Raw genomic sequence first — 23,844 nt, forward strand, 5'->3', positions numbered from 1 at the left:
CCCGTACAACGATGTTGTGAACTGCGACGCCCGTCTGGGCGTCGTCATGGATCCCGAAGGAGATCCATCTGCCGGCGGCACGCCGTGTCTGGCGGTGCGGCCCGGCGAGCCAATGTCACGAACACTGGCGGAACCCGAGTCTTCCCGTGAAGGCTACGTAGTTTTTTTGGGGGTCAGGAGGGGTACCAAGGTAGTATGCAGATTGTGCCAAACACACGTCGCATCGCCAAATCCGCTGGTAACTCGTTGATAATCCGGGGCAGTTGGGGCGGGGGCGGATCCGCCTGTTCGCGGAACTTTGTTCTGGCCCGGAGAACTACGGATTACGCCAGCCGCTCCGGAAATGAGCCCGTTCTGCGTTCGCGATTGCGGACCTTTTCACGCGATCGGATGCCCGACAGCACAACGCCGCCCGCTTGAAAAAGATGCGGACGGCGCTGGCCCTAGCCCCAGGAAGGTGTGCAAAATCCTGATACCGCGAAGCCTATACAATCTGTGCCAAAGGGCATGTCCCAAATTGGCTATCACGGACGATGTTCTGAGCGACTGACCTTCGCGCATCACCTCTTCGCCCGCGCTGGCGCGACGCCTTTCAGGTTGGCCCAAAGCGATGAGCGCCGAGCGGCAAGAACGGATGGCGCCCCATGGAAAATGATGGGGCCAGAACATTTACTATGCCGCCTCGGTAGTCTTACTGAGAACATCGGCCGGGCGATGACGTCGGTTGGTTCCATCGGAGGCCAGAGCGCGTCCGACATCAAGCCGAGCCGCGTTCACACGCCGGCGTGCTGGAAAAGGAACGAGCGCAGCACGCTCCGGGTTATCGCTTGTTCGGGTGCTGTTCCTGCCGGGCAGCATCGGGACGACCAAAGTGCAACTCGGCCCCGGTCAGTGCCCACTCGCTGGGGCCGCTTCTTGACGCCATCGATCCGGAGGCCGCCGCGGCCTGGGCCAGTACAATCCTGGTCACGTCCTGTCAGGTTTCAACGTCGAGGACCACGCACGCGATGCCGTGCGTCTGCCATTCCCGGAGTTCGGCCACGGTCACTAGCGCGCGGCTTCCGTGTTGTGGAGGCGGCTTGCGGGCGTGGGGTTTGACCAGCCTGGGCATGCCGTCATCCTGGATTGGGGCAAGTCAGGATTCAAACTTGGCGGGTGGTCGCGTTTTGTTCCGGAGGACCGCGAACAGATTGCGCACCATCGAAATTTATATGCCCAGAACCGTGCATAATACGGCGTGCGTGGCACAAACTGCATATCGATTGATGGCCGTTCGCTTAATCCGAATGAGGACACTCCCGGTTCTAGCTCAGGACACCGGGGCCTGGGTCCGGCCAGGCGCGCAATCTCGGTACGGCCGAAACAGGCCAACCGCCATTTCAGAACCGGTCACTCTTTAGGAACGATTCAGTGTCGGGAAAATTAGGCAATTGGCGAGGGCGAAATCCTGCCCCCACGGTCCGCCGTCGCCTTCAGTCCCAGCGCTCTTCCCCGGGGCGCTGGGACTTATTTTTGAGGCTACTCGCAAAACCAAAACCGGCCACTCGCGCCGGGCGGGCGGTGAGCCATAACCCGCAAGACTATCTCAAGCTCGTCGCGAGCGGCGTGATTGATGAGACGATGCTGGAAGCGCTTGAGGACGACTTGAAACGACAGCAGAAGCGGTTGGAGCGGGACGCGAAAGCGGCCGCCAATTGAGGCGGCCTTGCTTCATCGCATAAAGAGCCAGGCAAGGCTGGCAATCAAGCCCGCAAGGGACACGGCCGCAGTACAGGCAAAGGCGATTTCTACGCTATCGATATGATGGTGGCGTGCATGCATGACGGCACCTCTTAAGCAGAGCCAGGAACGCGCAGCCATTCGGTCATGCTCGCCCCAGCTTCAGCTTGGCGGGCGAGCTTCAATAGCGCGTCTTTCTCGATACCTGGGAGTAGAGCTGCGGCCTGATCGCGTAGCTCTCGAGCGCGCTCCAGGAGCCGCGCTTCGAGCAAATCTGCCTGCGGGGCATAACGGCGGCGCTTCTTCGGTCCCATGCATTCACCCCTTGCTCTAGGTTCCTGTCCGGAACGCGAACTCTAATCGTCAGCCTCGCGTAAGGTTCCTATTTCGACTCGTTCATTGTGCGCTCGACCTCATTGGCAAGTGTGCGATGATGTGCTGCTAGCTTTGCGAACAGTTCTTTCTTGATTGGGTTGGTCGCCAGCTTGCTGATCAGCTCGCACTCTTCCGCCTCGACGCGAAGCTTCTCCAAGTGCGCTTTCATGTCCTTCATCGGTGTCCCCCTATCCGGGGATCCAAGTTTATCGTGCGCAAATCGAGATAGGAACTCCGTTCACCCAACTGAGAGCTCCGGGCCATTCCTTACGGAGAACCACGTAGGGAACGAGTTTGCCGCCCCATAGAAATTGTTATGGGCATACCGGTCAGTGGTCCTACTGAGATCGCGGCCCAACCAATTCAGGCTACTGTGATTTTCAAACTAGCTACCAGCGTCGGAAACAGGGCAGTCGCGAGAACAAACTGGGACACTACGTGCTTTTCCGGAATTGCTGCGGATGCGAAGCGATCTAGGATTTTGAAGCCGGGGCAGGTTTTCAGTTCAGATGATTTTCAGATTTGCCCGGTCGGGCCGTTCGCGTGACGCGGCCCTCTCGTTTGAACTGGCCCCCTCGCTGGGGCCGTTTCTTTAGGCTGCTGATCTGGACGACAGGAGCCGTGCGAACCGGCCCGCTTCTCTCTCTGACGGCTTACTGCTGTTACTTCGGCAGGGCTGTAGCGGCGCGCGGCTTCCTTCACAGCCTCGATAGAGAGATTCTTGCCGATCAAGACGGCGATGAAGAGCCTGATTTCATGCAATGAAAGAGGCCGCCAACTGAGGCGGCCTTACTTCATCCGGCCCTGTTCTAGCGCTTCGAGGACCCTGGCACATCGATCTAGAACGGACGCACTGTTAGCAAGTGCGCGATAGCTATTGGCAAGCTTCTCAAGCTGGTAACGGTCGTGCGGATCGCGCAGCATCTCGATCAGCCGCTCGTACTTGGCTGCTAGCTCCTCGTATTCTTGAAGAGTCATCATGCCGGGCAACGATACGAATTTCAGTTTACCCCGCCTTCTGCGTTGGATTTTGCTTGTGCCACTCGGCTAGCTTGGCTTCTTCCTCGGCCCGCAGTTTGCGTAGCATCGCGATCTTGGTCGGGTCCGTTTCCGTCGACAGCAGTTGATCGTAATGGGCAATGTTCGCCGTGAAAATAAAGTCCGCCATGGCTCACTCCCCGAACTGCTCAATAAAGCCAAGCAGTATTTTGCCACAACCAGCGCGAGCCCAACATATGCCACTGGGTAACATTTGATCCGTGAAACTACGGGGAGATGGCGTAGGCAATAGCTGATGGCCTTACGGAGAACCACGTAGGGAACGAATTTGCCGCCCTATAGAAACTCGTTATGCCCAAGACCGTGCATCGGGCTCAGCAGTCCTGCCGAGAACGGCCCAAACATTCCGGCTAAACGATTTAGGACACTCTAGGATTCGAATTAGGATCGGGGGCTCAAATACGGACAGTACCGAAATCTCGGTGCTGGCCTAGTTAGGACAGTCGCAAGAACAAACTAGGACACCTGCATTCGCTCGCGCCGGTCGTCCCTCTCGAGACGACCGGCGATGAGCTGGGCCGGGCGTCCCGTGCTGAGTGAGATAGCCGACCCGGAATCGCTGGTAGCACGTACCGTCGTTTCGAAGTCGGGAAAAAGTGGCAATTTCTGTGGATGGATGGAACCGCGGTGTGCTAGGCATCAATCATCGGGGCTTGTCCCGGTATTTTAGTTGATGCATAGGAAAAAACTCCCGCCCCCGGCCTTAAAAGCCGGGGGATTTTTCGTAAATACCGAAGAGCCATCTGAGATCCGAACGCATGAACAATTTGGCGCGCGGCGCGCCCGTTCATAAAGAACGCTACCCGCTATCGGAAATTAGGACACAGTGAGGGGTACCCCGGGATCGCTATCGCCGATTGCCACTTTTTCCCGGTACCGTGTAGAGCGCGCTCTGCACGGGCGTGTCTGAACGGCTCCGGTGCGTTGGCCCCGTGCCCACAGGGACATTGCCGGAGCCGTTCACCTAGGTCCCTCGCTGGGGCCGTTTCTTTGGGGCAGAATCAGGATAGTGGGTTAGTGCTCCACGTTGCTTTGAATGTGCATGTCAAAGCGGCGTAGGCTGCCAACTGAGGCGGCCTTACCTGCGGGCTAAAGCGGCAGTTTGCTCGGCGCGTGCCCTAATGATAGCACCTTCGCAGATGCTTGATTATCTCGCGGTACGCCTCCATCGTCTCCTCGAACTCCTCGCGAAGCGTCGGAGAGCGGATCGCGCTGACGTCGCGCTGCATTTCTTTGAGCTTTGCTTCTGCATCAGCTAGGGCCATCGCAACCTCATCGAGAACGATCATTGCTGCTGCCTTCCACCAATGGCGAGGGCGGCCCCGGAGTGCCTAGGAGTCCGGGGCCATAACCGCAACGACGGGCTGGAAATCGTTTTTGGCTACGGTCTTACCTATGCACTGAAACAGTCAGACGCAGCCTTGATTAGCGTCAAAGATTTCGCAGGCAATTCTGTTCACCCACGGATAACCCTAGGGCGGGAACTGGCACAAACTGCATAGTAAATCTTATGACCGTATAACATCCGGGGATAGGCAGAACATTCGGTGATCGCTGCCTGGTGGTCCTACCGAGAGCGTCAGATAAGTCATGGTTTCCGTTCGCTTAATCCGAACTAGGACACTTTCAAATTCAATCTAGGACACTGGGGCTTAAATACGGACAGTACCCGAAAGCTCTGAAAGAACATATTGCGAACATAGAACAAACGTGGTACGAGATTCCTATCAACAACGCTTTTCTGCCGATCTCATCCGCCCGTTTGTCCCGCTAGCGAATCCTCGCCATAAGGAGCACATCCCAAATGTCCGCCACCGCACTGCGTATCGTCGAAGGATCCTCCATGGACAAGTCCAAGGCCCTCTCAGCCGCGCTCTCCCAGATCGAGCGCCAGTTCGGCAAGGGCTCGGTGATGAAGCTCGGCAAGAACGACCGTTCGATGGATGTCGAGACGGTGTCGTCGGGATCGCTCGGGCTCGACATCGCGCTCGGCGTCGGCGGCCTGCCGAAGGGACGCATCGTCGAGATCTACGGGCCCGAATCCTCGGGCAAGACCACGCTGGCGCTGCACACGGTGGCCGAAGGCCAGAAGAAGGGCGGCATCTGCGCCTTCATCGACGCTGAACACGCGCTCGATCCGGTCTATGCGCGCAAGCTCGGCGTCAACATCGACGAGCTCCTGATCTCGCAGCCCGATACCGGCGAGCAGGCGCTGGAAATCTGCGACACGCTGGTGCGCTCCGGTGCGGTCGACGTGCTGGTGGTCGATTCGGTCGCCGCGCTGGTGCCGAAGGCCGAACTCGAGGGCGAGATGGGCGATGCGCTGCCGGGCCTGCAGGCGCGCCTGATGAGCCAGGCGCTGCGCAAGCTCACCGCCTCGATCAACAAGTCGAACACGATGGTGATCTTCATCAACCAGATACGCATGAAGATCGGTGTGATGTACGGCTCGCCGGAAACCACCACCGGCGGTAACGCGCTGAAGTTCTATGCCTCGGTCCGCCTCGACATCCGCCGCATCGGCGCGATCAAGGAGCGCGACGAGGTGGTCGGCAACACCACCCGCGTCAAGGTGGTGAAGAACAAGCTGGCGCCGCCCTTCAAGCAGGTCGAGTTCGACATCATGTACGGCGAGGGCGTCTCCAAGATGGGCGAGATCCTCGACCTCGGCGTCAAGGCCGGCCTCGTCGAGAAGTCCGGCGCGTGGTTCTCCTATGACAGCCAGCGGCTCGGCCAGGGACGCGAGAATTCCAAGGCGTTCCTGCGCGCCAACCCTGACATCACCACCAAGATCGAAGCCGCGATCCGGCAGAACTCCGGCCTGATCTCCGAACAGATCCTCGCCGGCACGCCGGAGCGCGACGCCGACGGCGAGGAGCCGACGGAAGAGTAAGGCTCAATCATTTCGCTGCAAACGGGCGCTGAGGACGTTGAGTTGCCGACGTCATCGGCGCCCGTTTTGTTTTGTGTTGCGTTCGGCGAGGTCTGGACGATGAAGCGTTTGATTCTGACTGGTTCCGGTATCCGTCTCGCGCGCTCGGGTCTGGCAGAAGCGGTCATTGAATTTCGCTTTCGCTTCGTTTGGGGGCCGTTGCCCCCGGTAGAAGAGTTCGAAGATTATTTTGGCGCGCGTTCCAGCCAGGGCCCGGGTCGTCATTGGTCGGATTGGTGTTCATGGAGATTGTTCTCCGATGAAGTCCGGGCTCGCAGGCACCTTTCGCTCGTCGAGTATTGCGAACCGTATGACGTTGTCGAGCTCTGGTTCGAACAATATCCGAACGATCAGCTGCAGCTGGTCTTCCTTCTGGCTTTTTTCAGATATCATCCCGAGACAGCGGCCAGGTTGAAGTTGCGTCTTGTTGATTTCGATCTGACGGTGCCGGCTGAAGAGATGCCCGAACCAGAGGATGTTTTGACGGTCGACGTCGGCCCGGTCGAACTCAACACCGGAAGTGCGATCTGGTCGGCTTATTGCGCAGTCACCCCAATGCCCTTTCTGGATTGCCTGCAGAGTGACCTTAGCTCACTGCCATTTCTGAGGTCGGCGCAGCTTGCCTTGGTTGCAGAATTGCCCTCCCGCGCGACGGGGCTTGGCGCAACTGAAATGCGACTTCTTGAGCTGATCGCACGTTACGACGGCTTTTCAGCGCTTGGACTACTTCATCGTCTCTGGCGCCCCGGAAATGTGTTCGGAGAACTCGAACTTTTCTCATTGCTCGACGGCCTCACGGATGGTCCGTCGCCTGCAGTGACTGATCTCGAACGACCGCAGAGCAAAAGGAGCTGGCACGCGCGCTACGCCGCAAGCTATCCGCGGCTGACCGAGTTCGGCGAAGCGATCATCGCGCACCAGGAAGACTTCAGCAGCCATAACCCGATCGATCGCTGGTGGGGCGGCACGCACCTCACCAACGACAATCTCTGGCGCATTGCTCCGACGCTGACCAAGCCGTAGTCAATTCAACCCGGCACCAGCGCCTTCTCCCGGCTCGCGACCAGCGCCCGCAGGTCGTCCGTCACCGCGACCGATTGATGGGTCGTCTGGTCGGTCGCGACCCAGATGATCTCGCCGGTTGCGCGTAGGTCGTCGGAGCCCTTGGCGAAGATCGCGAGCGCCAGGTTGATCGAGGAGCGGCCGATCCGCGCGACCCGGACGCAGACCTCGATGTCCTCGTCGAACCGGATCGGCGCCTTGTATTCGACCACCGACTTCACGGTGTGGAAGTCGATCCCGGTCCGCGCCACCTCGCCGAGATAGTCGTAGCCGAGCGCGCGGAAATACTCCGTGATAGCGGTGTCGAAATAGGTCAAATAGTGGGCGTTGAACACCACGGCCTGCGCGTCGACCTCGGAATAGCGGACGCGAAACGGGAAGTGAAACCAGAATTCCTCGCGCATGTCTCCTCCTGCCGCGGCGTCGGTCGCTCCCGCGCATTCCCTGCCATAGCCGAATCGCGGACCCGTTGGCTCTACCCGTCCTACCCACTGGATCTAGTGCCCGCGGATGACCAGTCGCCCCAATCCCTACTGTGCATGGGGTTGTTTTCGACGTTTTGACCTGGACCTCGTGGCAACCATCCCCGGTGGATGTTGCACGACATCCCGCAACAGAGGCCGCGCTACTCCGCGGCCTCCGCGTAAGCCTCGATCGCCGGGCACGAGCACACCAGGTTGCGATCGCCGTAGACATTGTCGACGCGCCCGACCGGGCTCCAGTATTTGTCGGACCGCGACACGCCGGCCGGGAAGCAGCCCTCGGTGCGGGTGTAGGCTCTGTTCCAGGCATCATCGGCGATGTCGTGGACGGTGTGCGGCGCGTGACGCAGCGGCGAGGCCTCGACCTTCCAGCGGCCGTTCTCGATCTCCGCGATCTCGCTGCGGATCGCGATCATGGCGTCGCAGAAGCGGTCGATCTCGAACTTCGATTCCGATTCCGTCGGCTCGATCATCAGCGTGCCCGCCACCGGGAAGCTCATGGTCGGCGCGTGGAAGCCGTAGTCGATCAGCCGCTTGGCGATGTCGTCGACGGTGACGCCGCTGGTCGTCTTCAGCGCCCGCGGGTCGACGATGCACTCATGCGCGACGCGGCCGCGCTCGTTGCGGTACAGCACCGGGAAGTGCGGCTGCAGCCGTGCGGCAATGTAGTTGGCGTTGAGGATCGCCACTTCGGTGGCGCGCGTCAGCCCTTCGCCGCCCATCATCAGGATGTAGATGTAGGAGATGGTCAGGATCGACGCCGAGCCGAACGGCGCCGCCGATACCGGGCCGATGGCGTGCGCGGTCGCCCCATCGGTTGCGGGATGACCCGGCAGATAGGGCGCAAGATGCGCCTTGACGCCGATCGGGCCCATGCCGGGGCCGCCGCCGCCATGCGGGATGCAGAAGGTCTTGTGCAAATTGAGATGGCTGACATCGGCGCCGTAATCGCCGGGCCGCGAGAGGCCAACCTGCGCATTCATGTTGGCGCCGTCGAGATAGACCTGGCCGCCATGCGCATGCACGATGTCGCAGATCTCGCTGATATGCTCCTCGAATACGCCGTGGGTCGACGGATAGGTGATCATCACGGCGGCGAGATTGGCCGAATGCTTCTCCGCCTTGGCACGGAGATCGTTGACGTCGACGTCGCCGCGCGCATCGCAGGCGACCACCACGACCTCCATGCCGACCATCGCGGCCGAGGCCGGGTTGGTGCCGTGCGCGGAGGAGGGGATCAGGCACACCTTGCGGTGCGGCTCGCCGCGCGCGAGGTGATAGCCACGGATGGCAAGGAGGCCGGCATATTCGCCCTGCGCGCCGGAATTCGGCTGCAGCGACACCGCGTCATAGCCGGTGATGTCGCACAGCCATTGCTCCAGCCGCTTGAACAGCGCGTGATAGCCCTTGGCCTGATCGGCTGGCGCGAACGGATGCAGATTGCCGAACGCCGGCCAGGTCAGCGGGATCATCTCGGTCGTGGCATTCAGCTTCATCGTGCAGGAGCCGAGCGGGATCATCGCGCGGTCGAGCGCGAGGTCGCGGTCGCTGAGCTTGCGCATGTAGCGCAAGAGTTCGGTCTCCGAGCGATGCGTGTTGAACACCGGATGGGTGAGGAAGGCGCTGCTGCGCCGCAACTCCTTCGGCAGCGCCTCGCGCGCGGCCGCCTCGATCTCGGCAAAGCTGAGCTTGCCACCGAACACCCGCCACACCGCCTCGACAGTTTCCGGCGTGGTGGTCTCGTCGAGCGCGATGCCGAGCGTGGTCGCGCCGATGCGCAGATTGATCCGCTCCGCCTGCGCGCGCGTGACGATCTCGATCTGCTTCGCGCCAGCCTCGACGGTCACGGTATCGAAGAATGCCTCGCTGGTCGGCGCAAAGCCGAGCTTGCGCAGGCCGGCGGCGAGCACGGTGGCGCGGCGGTGCACGCCGCGCGCGATATGGGTGAGGCCTTCGGGGCCGTGATAGACCGCATACATCGAGGCGATCACGGCGAGCAGCACCTGCGCGGTGCAGATGTTGGAGGTCGCCTTCTCGCGGCGGATGTGCTGCTCGCGGGTCTGCAATGCTAGCCTATAGGCCGGTGCGCCGCGCGAATCCACCGAGAGGCCGACGATGCGGCCGGGCAGCGAGCGCTTCAGCGTGTCGCGCACCGCCATATAGGCGGCGTGCGGTCCGCCATAGCCCATCGGCACGCCGAACCGCTGCGCCGAGCCGATCGCGATGTCGGCGCCGAGCTCGCCGGGCGAGGTCAGCAGCGTCAGCGACAAGAGGTCCGCGGCAACGATCGCAAGCGCGCCCTTGGCGTGCAGCGATGCGATCGCCGGCCGGAGATCGCGTACCGCGCCCGTGGTGCCCGGATATTGCAGCAGCGCGCCGAGCACGTCGGCCTTGTCGAGCTCGGTGAGGGGATCGCCGACCAGCAGCGCCCAGCCCAGCGGGGCGGCACGCGTGCGCATCACGGCGAGCGTCTGCGGATGCACCTCCTTGTCGACGAAGAACACCTTCGCCTTGACCTGCGAGTGGCGCTCGGCGAGCGCCATCGCTTCGGCGGCCGCAGTTGCCTCGTCGAGCAGCGAGGCATTGGCAACGTCGAGCCCGGTGAGGTCGCAGATCATGGTCTGGAAGTTGAACAGGGCTTCGAGCCGGCCCTGGCTGATCTCCGGCTGATACGGCGTATACGCCGTGTACCAGCCGGGTTCTCCAGGATGTTGCGCTGGATCACGGCGGGCAGGATGGTGCCGGAATAGCCTTGGCCGATCAGCGAGGTGAACACCTGGTTCTGCGCGGCGAGCTCGCTCATATGCGCGAGCGCCTCGGTCTCGCTCAGCGCACGGCCGAGATCGAGCGGCGCCTTCTGACGGATCGATCCCGGCAGCGTCTCGTTCATCAGCGCCTGCAGGCTCGCGGCGCCGACCGTTTCCAGCATCGCGTTGACGTCGCGCGGCGACGGTCCGATGTGGCGGCGGACGAAATCGGTGGCGGCTTCGTTGATCGGCTTGAAGGGCGCGTTCATGGGCTGATCCTCGGGTGATCCTTTAGGCGGTGTGCGCGGCGTAGGCGGCCTCGTCCATCAGGCCGCCGAGCTCGCCCTTGTCGGCAATCTTGAGCTTGAAGAACCAGGCCTTGCCGGCGGCGTCCGAATTGACCAGCGCGGGCTCGGCGGCGAGCGCCTCGTTGACCTCGATCACCTCGCCGGTGATCGGCGCATAGACGTCGGAGGCGGCCTTGACGGATTCGACGACAGCGGCGGCTTCGGCCTTCTTCAGGCTGCGGCCGACCTTGGGCAGCTCGACGAACACGACGTCGCCGAGCTGCGACTGCGCGTAGTCGGTGATCCCGATCGTGGCGACGTCGCCCTCGATGCGGAGCCATTCGTGGTCGGACGTGTACAGCGTCGTCATGGGGTCGATCCTTCAGCGTTTAGCGTTTGTAGGTATTGGGGACGAAGGGCGTGGCGGCGACTTTCAGCGGTAGCCGCTGACCGCGCACCTCGGCGAAAACGGTGGTGCCGGCGGCGGAGAGGGCGGTCGGCAGATAGCCCATCGCAACCGGCGCATTGAGGCTCGGGCCGAAGCCGCCCGAGGTCACCTTGCCGATCTGTTCGGTCGAGGCGGCATCGGCGAACAGCAAGGCGCCTTCGCGCACCGGCGCGCGGCCGTCCGGCCTCAGGCCGACGCGGCGGCGCGATGCGCCTTGTGCGAATTGGGTGAGGATCTTGTCGGCGCCCGGAAAACCGCCGGCGCGGGCGCCGCCGCTGCGGCGAACCTTCTGCACCGACCATTCCAGCGCGCCTTCGACCGGCGTCGTCGTGGTGTCGATGTCATGGCCGTAGAGGCAGAGCCCGGCTTCCAGCCGCAGGCTGTCGCGCGCGCCGAGGCCGATCGGCAGCACGTCGGGATTGTCGAGCAGTGCGGTGACCAGGGCTTCGGCCTTGTCGGCCGGAACGGAGATTTCAAAGCCGTCCTCGCCGGTGTAGCCGGAGCGTGAGACGAAGCAGTCGATGTCGGCGACGCGGCGTGGGCCGGCGTCCATGAATTTCATCGAACTGACATCTGCACAAAGTTTCGCCAGCGCCGATTCGGCTTTCGGCCCCTGCAGCGCGATCAGCGCGCGGTCGGCCAGCGACACGATCTCGCAGGTATCGGAGAGATGGGCGCGCAGATGCGCCTCGTCCTCGTCCTTGCAGGCGGCGTTGACCACCAGGAACAAATGATCGCCGAAATTCGCGACCATCAGGTCGTCGAGCAGGCGCCGTCGTCGTTGGTGAACTGCGCGTAGCGCTGCCGTCCCGGCGCGATGCCGACGATGTCCTGCGGCACCAGCTTCTCCAGCGCGAGCGCCGCGTCGCCGACCTTGCCGGATTTGGCCTTCAGCGCGAGCTGACCCATGTGGGACACGTCGAACAGACCGGCGTCCTTGCGGGTGTGCAGATGCTCCTTGAGCACGCCGGCCGTGTATTGCACCGGCATGTCGTAGCCGGCGAACGGCACCATCTTGGCGCCGCGCGCCAGATGCAGGGCGTGCAGCGGGGTCTGTTTCAGCGGGGAGTTTTCGTGCGCAAGCATCACAGGGCCCTCGCGGTTCCCGCGGGGACCCATTTCCCCTTGAGAAACCTGCAGAAAGCCCCATCTGTCGCTGTGCCTGAGAGTATTATCCCGTCGGCGGACGCATCGGGGAGAACCCCTGCGCCTCTTTCCAGATGTCAGACGTCACGCGGTCCTTTTGCCTGAGAGTTTCCGGGGCGGTTGCTCCTTCGGCGCCGGCCCAAAGCAGGACCGGTCTCTCCCGACGTGACGGGTAACAGGTAGGTAGAAAACACGGCGCCACCAAGACTGTCAACGCAGCTGCAGCAACTATCCCACGGGCTTTGTGCTGCCGCGGCAAGCCCATGATCCGCCTGCACAGTTTCTGGACACCGCAGCTGGCAATGTCTAAAAGCGTTCGGCCGGAAAATGACGCCTTTTTGCGGCTGGCCGGCCCCTTTTTCCGATTGGATGAACATGAGCAGCGTCAACGACATCAGGTCGACATTTCTGAACTTCTTCAAGGAGAACGGCCACGAGATCGTGGCGTCGTCGCCGCTGGTGCCGCGCAACGACCCGACCCTGATGTTCACCAATGCCGGCATGGTGCAGTTCAAGAACGTCTTCACCGGCGTCGAGAAGCGCGGCTATCAGCGCGCCACGACGTCGCAGAAATGCGTGCGCGCCGGCGGCAAGCATAACGACCTCGACAATGTCGGCTACACCGCGCGCCATCTCACCTTCTTCGAGATGCTCGGCAACTTCTCGTTCGGCGACTACTTCAAGGAGCGCGCGATCGAGCTCGCCTGGAATCTGATCACCAGGGATTTCGGGCTGAAGAAGGACAAGCTGCTCGTCACCGTCTACCACACCGACGACGAGGCGGCCGGCTACTGGAAGAAGATTGCGGGCTTCTCGGACGACCGCATCATCCGCATCCCGACCTCGGATAATTTCTGGGCGATGGGCGACACCGGTCCGTGCGGTCCGTGCTCCGAGATCTTCATCGACCGCGGCGAGCACATCTGGGGCGGACCTCCGGGCAGCCCGGAGGAGGACGGCGATCGCTTCCTCGAATTCTGGAACCTGGTGTTCATGCAGTACGAGCAGGTGACGAAGGAGGAGCGCGTGGCGCTGCCGCGTCCCTCGATCGACACCGGCATGGGCCTGGAGCGCATGGCGTGCATCCTGCAGGGCGTCGAGAGCGTGTTCGAGACCGATCTGTTCCGCCATCTGATCGATGCGGCCTCGTCGGCGCTCGGCCACGGGCCGAATGCGCAGAACGTCGCGTCGTATCGCGTCATCGCCGACCATCTGCGCTCGTCGGCGTTCCTGATCGCCGACGGCGTGCTGCCGTCGAACGAGGGCCGCGGCTACGTGCTGCGCCGGATCATGCGCCGCGCGATGCGCCACGCGCAGCTGCTGGGCGCGAGCGAGCCGCTGATGCATCGCCTCGTCTGGGCGTTGGTCCGCGAGATGGGCCAGGCCTATCCGGATCTGGTGCGCGCGGAGAAGCTGATCGAGGAGACGCTGCAGCTGGAAGAGACCCGCTTCCGCAAGACGCTGGTGCGCGGCCTGTCGATCCTCGACGAGAAGAGCGCCGGCCTCAAGAAGGGCGACATGTTCGACGGCGACACCGCGTTCACGCTGTACGACACCTACGGATTCCCGCTCGACCTGACGCAGGACGCGCTGAAGTCGCGCGGCATCAGCGTCGATCAGGCATCGTTCACCGACGCGATGAACCGCCAGCGCGAGAAGGCGCGTGCCTCGTGGGCAGGGAGCGGCGAGGCGGCGACCGAGACCATCTGGTTTCCGCTGCGCGAGAAGCTCGGCGCAACCGAATTCCTCGGCTACGAGACCGAGAGCGCGGAAGGCGCGGTGACGGCGCTGGTCAAGGACGGCGCCGAGGTCGATAGCCTCAAGGCCGGCGAGAGCGGCGCGATCGTGCTGAACCAGACGCCGTTCTATGCGGAGTCGGGCGGCCAGGTCGGCGATATCGGCGTGCTCACGGGCGAGGGCGTCAAGTTCCGCGTCACCGACATGCAGAAGAAGGCCGGCGATCTGTTCGTCCATGTCGGCACGGTGGAGCAGGGCACGTTGAAGGCCGGCACCGCGCTGCAGCTCGAGGTCGACCACGCCAGGCGTTCGTCGATCCGCGCCAACCATTCCGCGACGCATCTGCTGCACGAGGCGCTGCGCCAGGTGCTTGGCGATCACATCGCCCAGCGCGGCTCGCTGGTCGCGCCCGATCGCCTGCGTTTCGATTTCGTGCATCCGAAGCCGATCACGCCGGAAGAACTCGCCCGGGTCGAGGACATCGCCAACGATGTCGTGCTCGAGAATGACGAGGTGACGACCCGCGTCATGGCTGTCGACGACGCCCGCGAGGCCGGTGCACGCGCACTGTTCGGCGAGAAATACGGCGACGAGGTCCGCGTCGTCTCGATGGGCAAGAGCGCCCGCGAGCATGGCCAGAACGCGCTCGGCTGGTCGGTCGAGCTCTGCGGCGGCACCCATGTCCGCCGCACCGGCGACATCGGCCTGATCTCGGTGACCAGCGAGAGCGCTGTCGCCTCCGGCGTCCGCCGCATCGAGGCGCTGACCGGGCGTCACGCACGCAAGCACGCCAACGACACCATGGCGCTGGCGAAGACCGCGGCGGCCGAGCTGCGCACCACGATCGAAGACGTCCCGGCGCGCATCACCGCCCTGATGGAAGAGCGCAAGAAGCTCGAGCGCGATTTGTCTGACGCCCGCAAGAAGCTCGCGATGGGCGGCGGTAGTGGTGCGTCGAACGGCGCGGCCTCCGGCGTTCGCGAGGTCGGCAACGTCAAGCTGTTGGCGCGTGCGGTCGAAGGCGTCGAGACCAAGGATCTGAAGAGCCTGGTCGACGACGGCAAGAAGCAGATTGGCTCGGGCGTGGTCGCGATCGTCGGCGTCACCGAGGACGGCAAGGCCGGCATCGTGGTCGGCGTCACCGCCGATCTGACCTCGCGCTTCAACGCGGTCGAGCTGGTCCGCAAGGGCTCCGAGGTGCTCGGCGGCAAGGGCGGCGGCGGCCGCCCCGACATGGCGCAGGCCGGCGGGCCCGACGGCGCCAAGGCGGACGCCGCGCTGTCGGCGATCGAACAGGCCATGACTCAACAAGCATCGGCCGGCGCCTGACGGAGAGGCTGATCGTGGCGACGGCTCCGCTCAAGCCCACGATCAGCGCCTCCCGGCTGCGCGATCGCCTCTACGAGCTGCTCGAGCGCAATGATCTGCCGCATTCGGGCGGCGCGCGGTTTGCCGGGATCATCGTCGCCATCATCGCGGTCGATGTGCTGGCGGCGATCCTGGCCTCCGTGCCCGAGATCGACGCGCAGTTCGGCTGGCTGCTCACGACTGTCGAGATCGCGGCGGTGGCCGCCTTCGCGCTGGAATATGCCGCCCGGCTCTGGAGCGTGGTTGGCCATTCCCTGCGTGACGTGACGCCGCTACAGGCGCGGCTCGACTACGCCTTCTCGACACTCGGCGTGATCGATCTGCTCGCGTTCCTGCCGTCGGCCATTGCGCTTGCGATCGGCGACAAGACCGCGCTGGTGCTGTTCGGCATGCTGCCGTTCCTCAAGCTGGTGCGCTATTCGACCGCGATGCGCTCGCTGCTGGCGGCGCTGCATGCCGAGCGGCGCACGCTGTTCGGCTGCGTGGTGATCCTGACCGGCGCAGTGCTGCTGTTCGCCTCGCTGCTCTATGCCATCGAGCACAAGGTGCAGCCGGACAAGTTCGGCACCATGCCGCAGGCGATGTGGTGGGCGATCGTGACGCTCGGTACCGTCGGTTATGGCGACGTCGTTCCGGTCACGCCGCTCGGCCGGATCGTCACCGTGATCGCGATCGTGGTTGGCTTTGCGATGATCGCGCTGCCGGTTGCGATCATCTCGACCGCGTTCGCCGACGAGGTCCGGCGCCGCGACTTCGTCGTGACCTGGGGCATGCTGGCGCGGGTGCCGCTGTTCTCGCATCTCAACGCCGCCGACATCGCCGACATCATGCGGCTGTTGCGATCGCAGGCCATCGAGGCCGGCGAGGTCTTGGTGCGGCGCGGCGACGTGGCGTCGTCGATGTATTTCATCACCGCCGGCGAGGTCGAGATCGACCTGCCGAACCAGCGGGTGCGGTTGTCTGACGGCGCATTCTTCGGCGAGATCGCGCTGCTCAGGCGGACCAGCCGCTCCGGCACGGTGACGGCGACGCGCAAGACCAAGCTGCTGCTGCTCGATGCACAGGACTTCCATGCCCTGATCGAGCGTATGCCGGCGCTCGCCGCGCATGTCCGAGAGACGGCAGAGGCGCGGCTCGCCGATCCGCTTACGGCCGGTGGTGACCTTGCCGCCGCGGAGATCGGCCAGGCGCCGCACGAGACCGATGGCGGCTTCCGTGATTAGTCTTGACGCGTTTTCTTCACGCGAACCGGTACCCGCTTCGCTCGAAAACGCCTTGGATCAATCGCGGCGCAGGAATACGTAATCCGCCGAATACGCCGCGCCCTTCAGCGCGCCGGCCTTGTCGCAGGCGCCGCTGAGTTCGCCGCCCGAGGTGTTGATCCGCTGCACGGTGGCAACGCTCGAGAGCACGCCATTGCCGCGGTGGGAAATCACTTCGAGCTTCAACCAGGCGATGTCGGCGGGAGTCGCGCCGGGCGCGCTGCCGGCGGTGCGGGCGGTCACGGCGCTGCCGTCGATATGCTCCCAGTTCGGGCCGGCATAGTGCCGGCCGACTGTGCGGCCATTGGCGATCAAGGTGGCGACCGGTTCGCGGAACGACCAGGCGAGCTTGCCGTCGGTGACGGGCTTGCACTCGTAGACCTGAACGCCCTCGGCGTGGACTGACAGGACCGGGATTTCGCCGGGCGCCGCGACGGCGTCTGGCAGGGGATCGGCAGCTGATGCCGCCGACCCTGATAGCACGAATGATGCGAGCACGACGGCTCTGATGAGGGCCTCGGTCATGCTCGCACCTGTCATTCCAGGACGGCAGCCTTTAGGCCGCCATCGCCTTCGCGAGATTGTCGGACACCTTGTCGAGGAATCCGGTGGTCGAGAGCCAGCGCTGGTCGGCGCCGACCAGGAGCGCGAGGTCCTTGGTCATGTAGCCTTCCTCGACGGTCGACACGCAGACCTTCTCCAGAGTGGTGGCGAACTTCGCCAGCTCCGGGTTATTGTCTAGCTTGGCGCGATGGGCGAGGCCACGGGTCCAGGCGAAGATCGAGGCGATCGAGTTGGTCGAGGTTTCCTTGCCCTTCTGGTGCTCGCGGTAGTGCCGGGTCACCGTGCCGTGGGCAGCTTCGGCTTCCACCGTCTTGCCGTCAGGGGTGAGCAGCACCGAGGTCATCAGGCCGAGCGAGCCGTAGCCCTGGGCCACGGTGTCGGACTGCACGTCGCCGTCGTAGTTCTTACAGGCCCAGACATAGCCGCCGGACCATTTCAGCGCCGAGGCCACCATGTCGTCGATCAGACGGTGCTCGTAGGTCAGGCCCTTGGCCTCGAATTCCTTCTTGAACTCGCGGTCGTAGATGTCCTGGAAGATGTCCTTGAAGCGGCCGTCATAGACCTTGAGGATGGTGTTCTTGGTCGAGAGGTAGACCGGGTAGTTGCGCAGCAGGCCGTAGTTCAGCGAGGCGCGGGCGAAATCGATGATGGAGTCGTCGAGATTGTACATCTCCATCGCGACGCCGGCGCCGGGCGCCTTGAACACTTCGCGCTCGATCACGGTGCCGTCCTCGCCGACGAACTTCAGCGACAGCGTGCCCTTGCCGGGGAACTTGATGTCGGTGGCGCGGTACTGGTCGCCATAGGCGTGGCGGCCGATGATGATCGGCTTGGTCCAGCCGGGAACCAGGCGTGGCACGTTCTTGCAGATGATCGGCTCGCGGAAGATCACGCCGCCGAGGATGTTGCGGATGGTGCCGTTCGGCGACTTCCACATCTGCTTCAGGCCGAACTCCTTCACCCGGGCCTCGTCGGGGGTGATGGTGGCGCATTTGACGCCGACGCCGACCTTCTTGATGGCTTCGGCGGCGTCGATGGTCACCTGGTCGTTGGTTTCATCGCGGTATTCCATGCCCAGATCGAAATACAGCAGTTCGACATCCAGGAACGGGTTGATCAGCTTGTCCTTGATGTACTGCCAGATGATCCGGGTCATCTCGTCGCCATCGAGCTCGACGACGGGGTTGGATACCTTGATTTTTGCCATGACGGGGAGGCCCTTTTGGGAACGGCGCGCTTTTGACGGCGGGTTGGAAAATACGCCTGCGCTATAGCACCGCCCGGGGACGGGCGAAAGCGCACCGGTTATGCACTTTCAGCCCATCATTTCACCTAAAATGGGACCTGAGTGGCGGTCCCGGCCACGATGTACCAGGTCACGAACAGGCCCGCGATCAGGGCCCCCGGCAGGCTCGATCCGGTCCGCCGCCAGGTGAAGGTCGCGATCACGGCCACGATCGCCAGCAGCGGCACGAACTGGATCGCGACGATGGTCGAGAGCGGCACGAAACCGGGGTCGGGGACCGGGTTGAACAGTTTTCCGGTGAGCCACATCGTGCCGTATTGCAGCACCAGCAACACGATGAAACCGAGCGTCAGGGCCAGGATGTTGGTGAGGTAGAGCGCCCCGCGTGGCGCATCCATGGTCGAGAAATTCCGGTGCAGCACGTGCAGCGCCACGACGAAAAACGCCGTGAACGGAATCAGATAGATCAGGAAGATGAGGAATTGCTTTGCGCTCATCAATTTGAGCGCGACGATCCAGAACCTGAAGTCGATCTTGAACGCGAGGTCGGCGAGCCAGAGCGCGGCATAACCCACCGCAACCGCGGCCAGCGCGATCACGACGGATTGACCGATCAGGCCGGCCCGGCTGGCGCGCTTCGGGGCGAACCGCATCAGGGCCAGCGTGATCAGCAGGTTGATGATGGCCCAGACCAGGATCTGGTTGGTGATGCCCTGCGGCAGGACCGCGCTCGGGGTGACGAAGGTGCCGCCGAGCGCAAAGGCCGGGTAATAGGTCAGCGCCGGGATGAAGGCGGACAGGATGAACGCCGTGGTCCAGCGCCGGCCGCTCGCCGCCTGGTGCGGCGGCATGGTGCCGTCGGCGACCGCCGGCAGCCGCAGGCGGGAGAACATCTGGGCCTCCAGCAGCCCGTCGAACGTCCCGATGACGAGAGCAACGAAACCGATCAGGGCGATGAGTGTGCCGATCTCCTTGCGGAACCAGATCTGGTCGTCGACCGGGCGCGGGGTGCCGCCCTTCAGGGTCTTGGCGAACCAGTCGAGGCTGTAGCCGATCGCCTCATGCGAGATGTGCTCGGCCGGATGGGTCATCGCGGGGGTGTAGAGCACCCGCGCCGTGCCGGCCGCCGGATCGCCATAGACCTTGCCGGGCTCGACCGCGGCCTGCGTGCTGAACAGCGCCCAGAGCTTCGGGCTCGTGGTGACGTCGCGGGCAAGTTGGACGCCCCACATCAGGTCAGGGAATTCCTCGTATTTTGCGAACACCAGCGCGGTGTTGCGCGGCCAGCTCGCGGTGCCCTCGGCGGCGAACGGCTTGCCGGTGGACGAGCCCTCCAGCACCATCGACTTGTAGTCGTTGGGCATGGCGGCGGCAGCAGCCAGCACGGTCCAGCCGCCCATCGAATGGCCCTCGAGCCCGATGTTCTCCTTGTCGACGAAGGGCAGGCTGCGGAGATAGGCGAGGCCGTCAGGTCCGCCAAAGCCGTTGGCGAAGGAGGGCGGGTCGCTGTAGCCGTGGCCGGTCTGGTCGAGCGCCAGCACGACATAGCCGCGGCGGGCGAACTCGATGGCGAAGCCGTCCTGGGTCTCGCGCGAATTGATGTAGCCGTGAACGGCGAGGATGCCGGGCGCCGGGATTTGTGTCGTCGCATTCGGCGGGATGTAGAGCAGGGCGCTCATGGTGTTGCCCTTGGCGCCCTTGAACCTGACATCCTCGATCCGGATGCCGCCGGCGGTTTGCGTGAAGTGGGCGAGCAGGCCCCCCGCCACGATCAAGATCAGGCCCACAATCGCCAGCGTCCATCTGCCCCGCATCGTCGTCTCCCCCAAAAGTGCTTTGAACCAAGTGCCTCGCCGTTCAACCGGCGTCTCAAGCGTGCCTTTACAGCTTCGCTTTGGTTGTGGTTGATAGCCTATCCGAAGGCGAAGTGCGCGCAAGCGGCGACCCTCGCGTTGTGCGATCGGGATTCCGATTGAGGATTCGCAATCGCGGCTAACCCTGTTATCTGCTTGGAGAAATTGGTCCCGCGCAAAACCGGTGCAAAGCTGGTTTCGGGGACCTGTATGAGACTTTGAATCAGCCGCTTCGGAAGCTGAATCAAAATATTCAGATCTTGAATCAGAAAGTGAAGTGAGATGTCCGGCACCGACAAGACCAAGGCAGGGCACGACCTTGCCGGTCCCGTCGTCATCCTGGTCGAGCCGCAGCTTGGCGAGAACATCGGCATGGCCGCGCGCGCGATGGGCAACTTCGCGCTGTCGCGGATGCGCATCGTCAACCCGCGCGACGGCTGGCCGAACATCGCCGCCCAGCGTGCCGCAGCCGGCGCCGACCACATCACCGATTCCGTCGAACTGTTCGACACCGTTGAGCAGGCGATCGCCGACCTCACGCTGGTGTTTGCGACCACCGCGCGCGCCCACGACCAGGCCAAGCCGGTGGTCGGGCCGGAAGGGGCGGCCAGCGAGATCGTCCGCCATGTCGCGTCCGGCGGCGGCGCCGGCATCCTGTTCGGGCGGGAGCGCTCCGGCCTGACCAACGACGAGGTCGCGCTCGCCAATCGCATCATCACCTTCCCGGTCAACCCCGGCTTCGCCTCGCTCAACCTGGCGCAAGCGGTGCTGCTGATGGGCTATGAATGGTTCAAGCTCTCGACCGCGGGTGCGCTGCCGTTCGCGATGCCGGAGCGGTCCGAGCCGGCCTCCCAGCACCAGATGCAGGCGTTCTTCGACAATCTGGTCGCCGAGCTCGACAAGGTCGAGTTCCTGCGTCCGGCCGAGAAGCGCGACACCATGCTGGTGAACCTGCGCAACATCTTCACCCGGATGGACCCGACCAAGCAGGACATGCACACGCTGCACGGCGTGGTGATGGCGATCGCGGAAGGCCGCAAGGGCCCGGCCAAGGGCGGCGTGCTCGACGGCGCCCAGGCAACGAGGCTTCGGGCGCTGCTCGCCGAACAGGGCGGGGGCGGCGCGACCGCTGACAATTCCAGCACGGTGCGCGGGCTTGCCCGGCTGCTCCGCCGCAACCCGACGGACGCCGAGCGGATCCTGTGGCAGGCGCTGACGCGGGACCGCCGCTTCGCTGGCCAGTTCAAGCGCCAGACCCCGGTCGGCCGCCACATCCCCGACTTCGTCTCCTTCGTGCACCGGACCGCGATCGAGCTGGTCAACGCGAACGAGAGCGAGGCCATCGCCGCAGACCGCGCCAAGCGCCGCGCCTGGCTCGAGGCGCGCGACTACCGGGTGGTCGACATCAAGGTGGATGATGTCGAGCGTGATCTCGATGGTGAGTTGCTGCGGCTGGAGGCGGGGCTTCAGCAGGGGAAGTGAAGCGCCACGTTCGGTGTCATCACCAGCGCGTCGAGTCGGGCGATGACAGCGGAGTGAGTACACAATTCTCCCCACTTGTCTCCCTGCCTAGTGCGCAATTGCGCACTAGGCAGGGACGACACCGAGTAGGATAGGGACGACACCGAGTAGGCTGCGCGGCCGGCGAGTCACGCATCCGTCGCTATTCCGAGCTAGCTGTCAGCTGCATCGTCAGCAATCTCTCTGCAACGACGACAATCGCTCTGGGGCAGCGGCAGGGCCGGTTCGCTAGACATCTCTCCATTCACCGCAACCGCGCCCCACGCGGCGTGGTCGGTCAGCAGGAGACGATCATGAACCAACACAACCCCTTAGAGGCCGTCGGGTCGAAGCCCGAAGAGCTGGTTCCGTCGCGCTACGCGCTGCGGATCGGCGAGATTGACGTGCTCGTGGTCAGCGACGGCGTGCTGCCGCTGCCGTCCAAAATGCTTGCGCACAACGCCGATCCCGCGGTCCGCGCGGCCTGGCTGCACGACATGTTCCTGCCGGCGGATGCGTTCGACTGGGCGCTGAACGTGGTGATGGTCCGCAGCGGCGGAAAGACCATCCTGATCGACGCCGGGCTGGGGTCGGATCCTGACCTGCACCTTCCGCGCGCCGGTCAGACGATCAAGCGGCTGGAAGCTGCCGGCATCGACCTTGCGTCGGTGACCGATGTGGTGCTGACCCACATGCACATGGACCACGTCGGCGGGCTGCTCGTCGATGGCGTCAAGGAAAGGCTGCGTCCGGACCTGCGGATCCATGTTGCTGCCGCCGAAGTCAAGTTCTGGGAGGCGCCGGATTTCACCCGCACCGACATGCCGCAGGGATTCCCGGACGCGCTGCGGGCGACCGCCAAGCGGTTCGCGAACGAGTACCGCAACAATCTGTGGACCTTTGATGAGCAGCACGAGGTGGCGCCGGGCGTGGTCGTTCGTCGCACCGGCGGCCACACCCCCGGACACAGCGTGGTCCGCATGGCGTCCGGCGGCGAGGCGCTGACCTTCGCTGGCGACGCCGTGTTCACGGTCGGATTCGACCAGCCCGAATGGCACAACGGCTTCGAGCACGACCCCGACGAGGCGGCGCGCGTTCGCATCCGCCTGTTGCGGGAGCTGGCCGAGAGCGGCGAACTGCTGGTGGCGACGCATATGCCGTTCCCGTCGATCGGCCATGTCGCGGTCGCCGGCGAGGCCTTTCGTTGGGTCCCGGCGTTCTGGGACTACTGACCGCTTGTCGGGTTAGAGCTGAACCGGGGCGCGGGCTCGTCATGTTGACGAGTGCGCGCCCTGGGCCGAGCCGGCGCTATGCGACACCAGCGACCGCCGCGTGGATGGCCCTGCAGTGCTTCGCCAGTGCGTCGTGCGCGACCACGAATGCCTTCAACGGCGTGTCGATGTCGTAGAAGTAGATGTTGGCCACGAAGCCATAGATGCCGGCGTCGATGGACGTCGGCGTGTTGCCGTGCACATAGCCTTGCGGCGGGATCAGGCTCGCCAGTGCGGCGAGATCGGCGAGCCCGCGGGCCATCGCGGCATCGGGCTCGAAGCGGCCGATGCCCTGGTAATGGTAGCGCTGCGCGTTGAACTCCCTGGCCTTCATCAAGCCGTCGTCGGTGAGGTCGGGATGCTCACGCTTGAGCGCGTCGCGAAATTTCGGCCAGTAGCGCTCGTCCTTCCAGCGCGAGTAGGACATCACCCAGTAGAGATCGTCGAGCGTGCGCGTGACGAGGAGATCGGTGGTGCGTTGCGCCGGCGTCAGCGCGGCATCCAGCGTCACGCCGTATTTTTCGGTGACGTAGCGGAGAATGGTCTCGCTGTCGCCGACGGTGTCATCGCCATCGACGATGTAGGGCAATTGCTGGCGCGGCGCCTTCGACGCATCAAAAATGTGCTCGTGCCGGAACGGTACGCCGGCGAGCTTCAGAAAAGCGAACACCTTCAGGCCATAGCCATTGTTGTCGGCGACGCCGAACAACGGCGGATAGGAATAGAGCGTGAGCATGGCGGCTCGTCACGTTCAGGATGGATGAGGCTACCTCAAGAATGATCGGT

18 protein-coding genes, 2 pseudogenes and 1 riboswitch are annotated in these 23,844 nt (G+C 63.8%); of the genes and pseudogenes, 7 read left to right on the forward strand and 13 right to left on the reverse strand.

Translation table 11 applies throughout. The annotated features are described in order from the left end of the window. Positions 1 to 1,560 precede the first annotated feature (1,560 nt). Positions 1,561 to 1,698, forward strand: coding sequence for a hypothetical protein (locus ALC15_RS44225; RefSeq protein WP_157860932.1), 138 nt, complete (start codon positions 1,561 to 1,563; stop codon positions 1,696 to 1,698). 134 nt (positions 1,699 to 1,832) lie between these two features. Here the strand turns inward: ALC15_RS44225 and ALC15_RS45495 are convergent, their stop codons facing one another. From ALC15_RS45495 to ALC15_RS44230, 5 genes are all read right to left on the reverse strand, one after another. Continuing rightward, positions 1,833 to 2,033 (reverse strand): hypothetical protein, encoded by a 201-nt coding sequence (locus ALC15_RS45495; protein WP_050629138.1) that lies wholly within the window; start codon positions 2,031 to 2,033, stop codon positions 1,833 to 1,835. Between the two features lie 68 nt (positions 2,034 to 2,101). Beyond that, the gene (locus ALC15_RS44865) at positions 2,102 to 2,272 is read right to left on the reverse strand and encodes a hypothetical protein (protein WP_167350160.1); all 171 of its coding nucleotides are present in this window, start codon (positions 2,270 to 2,272) and stop codon (positions 2,102 to 2,104) included. A gap of 611 nt (positions 2,273 to 2,883) precedes the next feature. Continuing rightward, positions 2,884 to 3,084: a hypothetical protein gene (locus ALC15_RS22440; RefSeq protein WP_162240502.1), complete on the reverse strand. Its 201-nt coding sequence runs from the start codon at positions 3,082 to 3,084 to the stop codon at positions 2,884 to 2,886. Between the two features lie 16 nt (positions 3,085 to 3,100). Next, positions 3,101 to 3,262, reverse strand: coding sequence for a hypothetical protein (locus ALC15_RS44870; protein WP_167350161.1), 162 nt, complete (start codon positions 3,260 to 3,262; stop codon positions 3,101 to 3,103). 1,009 nt (positions 3,263 to 4,271) lie between these two features. Then, a complete protein-coding gene (locus ALC15_RS44230) occupies positions 4,272 to 4,442 on the reverse strand; it encodes a hypothetical protein (RefSeq protein WP_157860933.1) in 171 nt (56 codons plus the stop codon). A 515-nt stretch (positions 4,443 to 4,957) separates the two neighbouring features. On the opposite strand from ALC15_RS44230, the gene recA reads away from it, so the two are divergent. Continuing rightward, positions 4,958 to 6,046 carry a recombinase RecA gene (gene recA / locus ALC15_RS22445; protein WP_050629140.1) on the forward strand — a complete coding sequence of 363 codons (1,089 nt, stop codon included), beginning with the start codon at positions 4,958 to 4,960 and terminating at the stop codon, positions 6,044 to 6,046. A 42-nt stretch (positions 6,047 to 6,088) separates the two neighbouring features. Next, the gene (locus ALC15_RS22450; RefSeq protein ID WP_244486210.1) at positions 6,089 to 7,108 is read left to right on the forward strand and encodes a hypothetical protein; all 1,020 of its coding nucleotides are present in this window, start codon (positions 6,089 to 6,091) and stop codon (positions 7,106 to 7,108) included. 5 nt (positions 7,109 to 7,113) lie between these two features. Here the strand turns inward: ALC15_RS22450 and ALC15_RS22455 are convergent, their stop codons facing one another. The 4 genes and pseudogenes from ALC15_RS22455 to gcvT all read right to left on the reverse strand — a co-directional run bounded on the left by ALC15_RS22455 (position 7,114) and on the right by gcvT (position 12,197). Then, positions 7,114 to 7,551 carry an acyl-CoA thioesterase gene (locus tag ALC15_RS22455; protein WP_050629141.1) on the reverse strand — a complete coding sequence of 146 codons (438 nt, stop codon included), beginning with the start codon at positions 7,549 to 7,551 and terminating at the stop codon, positions 7,114 to 7,116. Positions 7,552 to 7,772: 221 nt separating this feature from the next. Further along, positions 7,773 to 10,645: pseudogene (gene gcvP, locus ALC15_RS22460) on the reverse strand (aminomethyl-transferring glycine dehydrogenase). Positions 10,646 to 10,667: 22 nt separating this feature from the next. Further along, positions 10,668 to 11,033 (reverse strand): glycine cleavage system protein GcvH, encoded by a 366-nt coding sequence (gene gcvH, locus ALC15_RS22465; protein WP_050629142.1) that lies wholly within the window; start codon positions 11,031 to 11,033, stop codon positions 10,668 to 10,670. Positions 11,034 to 11,052: 19 nt separating this feature from the next. Beyond that, a pseudogene (gcvT, locus tag ALC15_RS22470) lies at positions 11,053 to 12,197 on the reverse strand (glycine cleavage system aminomethyltransferase GcvT). Between the two features lie 139 nt (positions 12,198 to 12,336). Then, a riboswitch (glycine riboswitch) is annotated at positions 12,337 to 12,431 on the reverse strand. 201 nt (positions 12,432 to 12,632) lie between these two features. Here gcvT and alaS point away from each other — a divergent pair. Then, positions 12,633 to 15,323 (forward strand): alanine--tRNA ligase, encoded by a 2,691-nt coding sequence (gene alaS / locus ALC15_RS22475; RefSeq protein ID WP_050629216.1) that lies wholly within the window; start codon positions 12,633 to 12,635, stop codon positions 15,321 to 15,323. A gap of 11 nt (positions 15,324 to 15,334) precedes the next feature. Further along, positions 15,335 to 16,585 carry a cyclic nucleotide-gated ion channel gene (locus ALC15_RS22480; RefSeq protein WP_050629143.1) on the forward strand — a complete coding sequence of 417 codons (1,251 nt, stop codon included), beginning with the start codon at positions 15,335 to 15,337 and terminating at the stop codon, positions 16,583 to 16,585. 57 nt (positions 16,586 to 16,642) lie between these two features. On the opposite strand, the gene ALC15_RS22485 is transcribed toward ALC15_RS22480, so the two are convergent. The 3 genes from ALC15_RS22485 to ALC15_RS22495 form a co-directional block, all read right to left on the reverse strand. Continuing rightward, on the reverse strand, positions 16,643 to 17,149 hold the full coding sequence (locus tag ALC15_RS22485; RefSeq protein WP_050629217.1) for a DUF3455 domain-containing protein: 507 nt from the start codon (positions 17,147 to 17,149) through the stop codon (positions 16,643 to 16,645). A 31-nt stretch (positions 17,150 to 17,180) separates the two neighbouring features. Next, entirely contained in the window at positions 17,181 to 18,395 is a 1,215-nt protein-coding gene (locus tag ALC15_RS22490) for an NADP-dependent isocitrate dehydrogenase (RefSeq protein ID WP_050423623.1), read from the reverse strand. Between the two features lie 125 nt (positions 18,396 to 18,520). Further along, entirely contained in the window at positions 18,521 to 20,248 is a 1,728-nt protein-coding gene (locus tag ALC15_RS22495) for an alpha/beta hydrolase family protein (RefSeq protein WP_050629144.1), read from the reverse strand. 321 nt (positions 20,249 to 20,569) lie between these two features. On the opposite strand from ALC15_RS22495, the gene ALC15_RS22500 reads away from it, so the two are divergent. Then, a complete protein-coding gene (locus ALC15_RS22500; protein ID WP_050629145.1) occupies positions 20,570 to 21,769 on the forward strand; it encodes a TrmJ/YjtD family RNA methyltransferase in 1,200 nt (399 codons plus the stop codon). Between the two features lie 332 nt (positions 21,770 to 22,101). Further along, positions 22,102 to 23,019 (forward strand): MBL fold metallo-hydrolase, encoded by a 918-nt coding sequence (locus tag ALC15_RS22505; protein WP_050629218.1) that lies wholly within the window; start codon positions 22,102 to 22,104, stop codon positions 23,017 to 23,019. Positions 23,020 to 23,095: 76 nt separating this feature from the next. Here the strand turns inward: ALC15_RS22505 and ALC15_RS22510 are convergent, their stop codons facing one another. After that, complete coding sequence (locus ALC15_RS22510; RefSeq protein WP_050629146.1) at positions 23,096 to 23,794, reverse strand: glutathione S-transferase family protein; 699 nt, start codon at positions 23,792 to 23,794, stop codon at positions 23,096 to 23,098. Positions 23,795 to 23,844: the final 50 nt, after the last annotated feature.

This window comes from Bradyrhizobium viridifuturi, from assembly GCF_001238275.1.
Taxonomy (GTDB): domain Bacteria; phylum Pseudomonadota; class Alphaproteobacteria; order Rhizobiales; family Xanthobacteraceae; genus Bradyrhizobium; species Bradyrhizobium viridifuturi.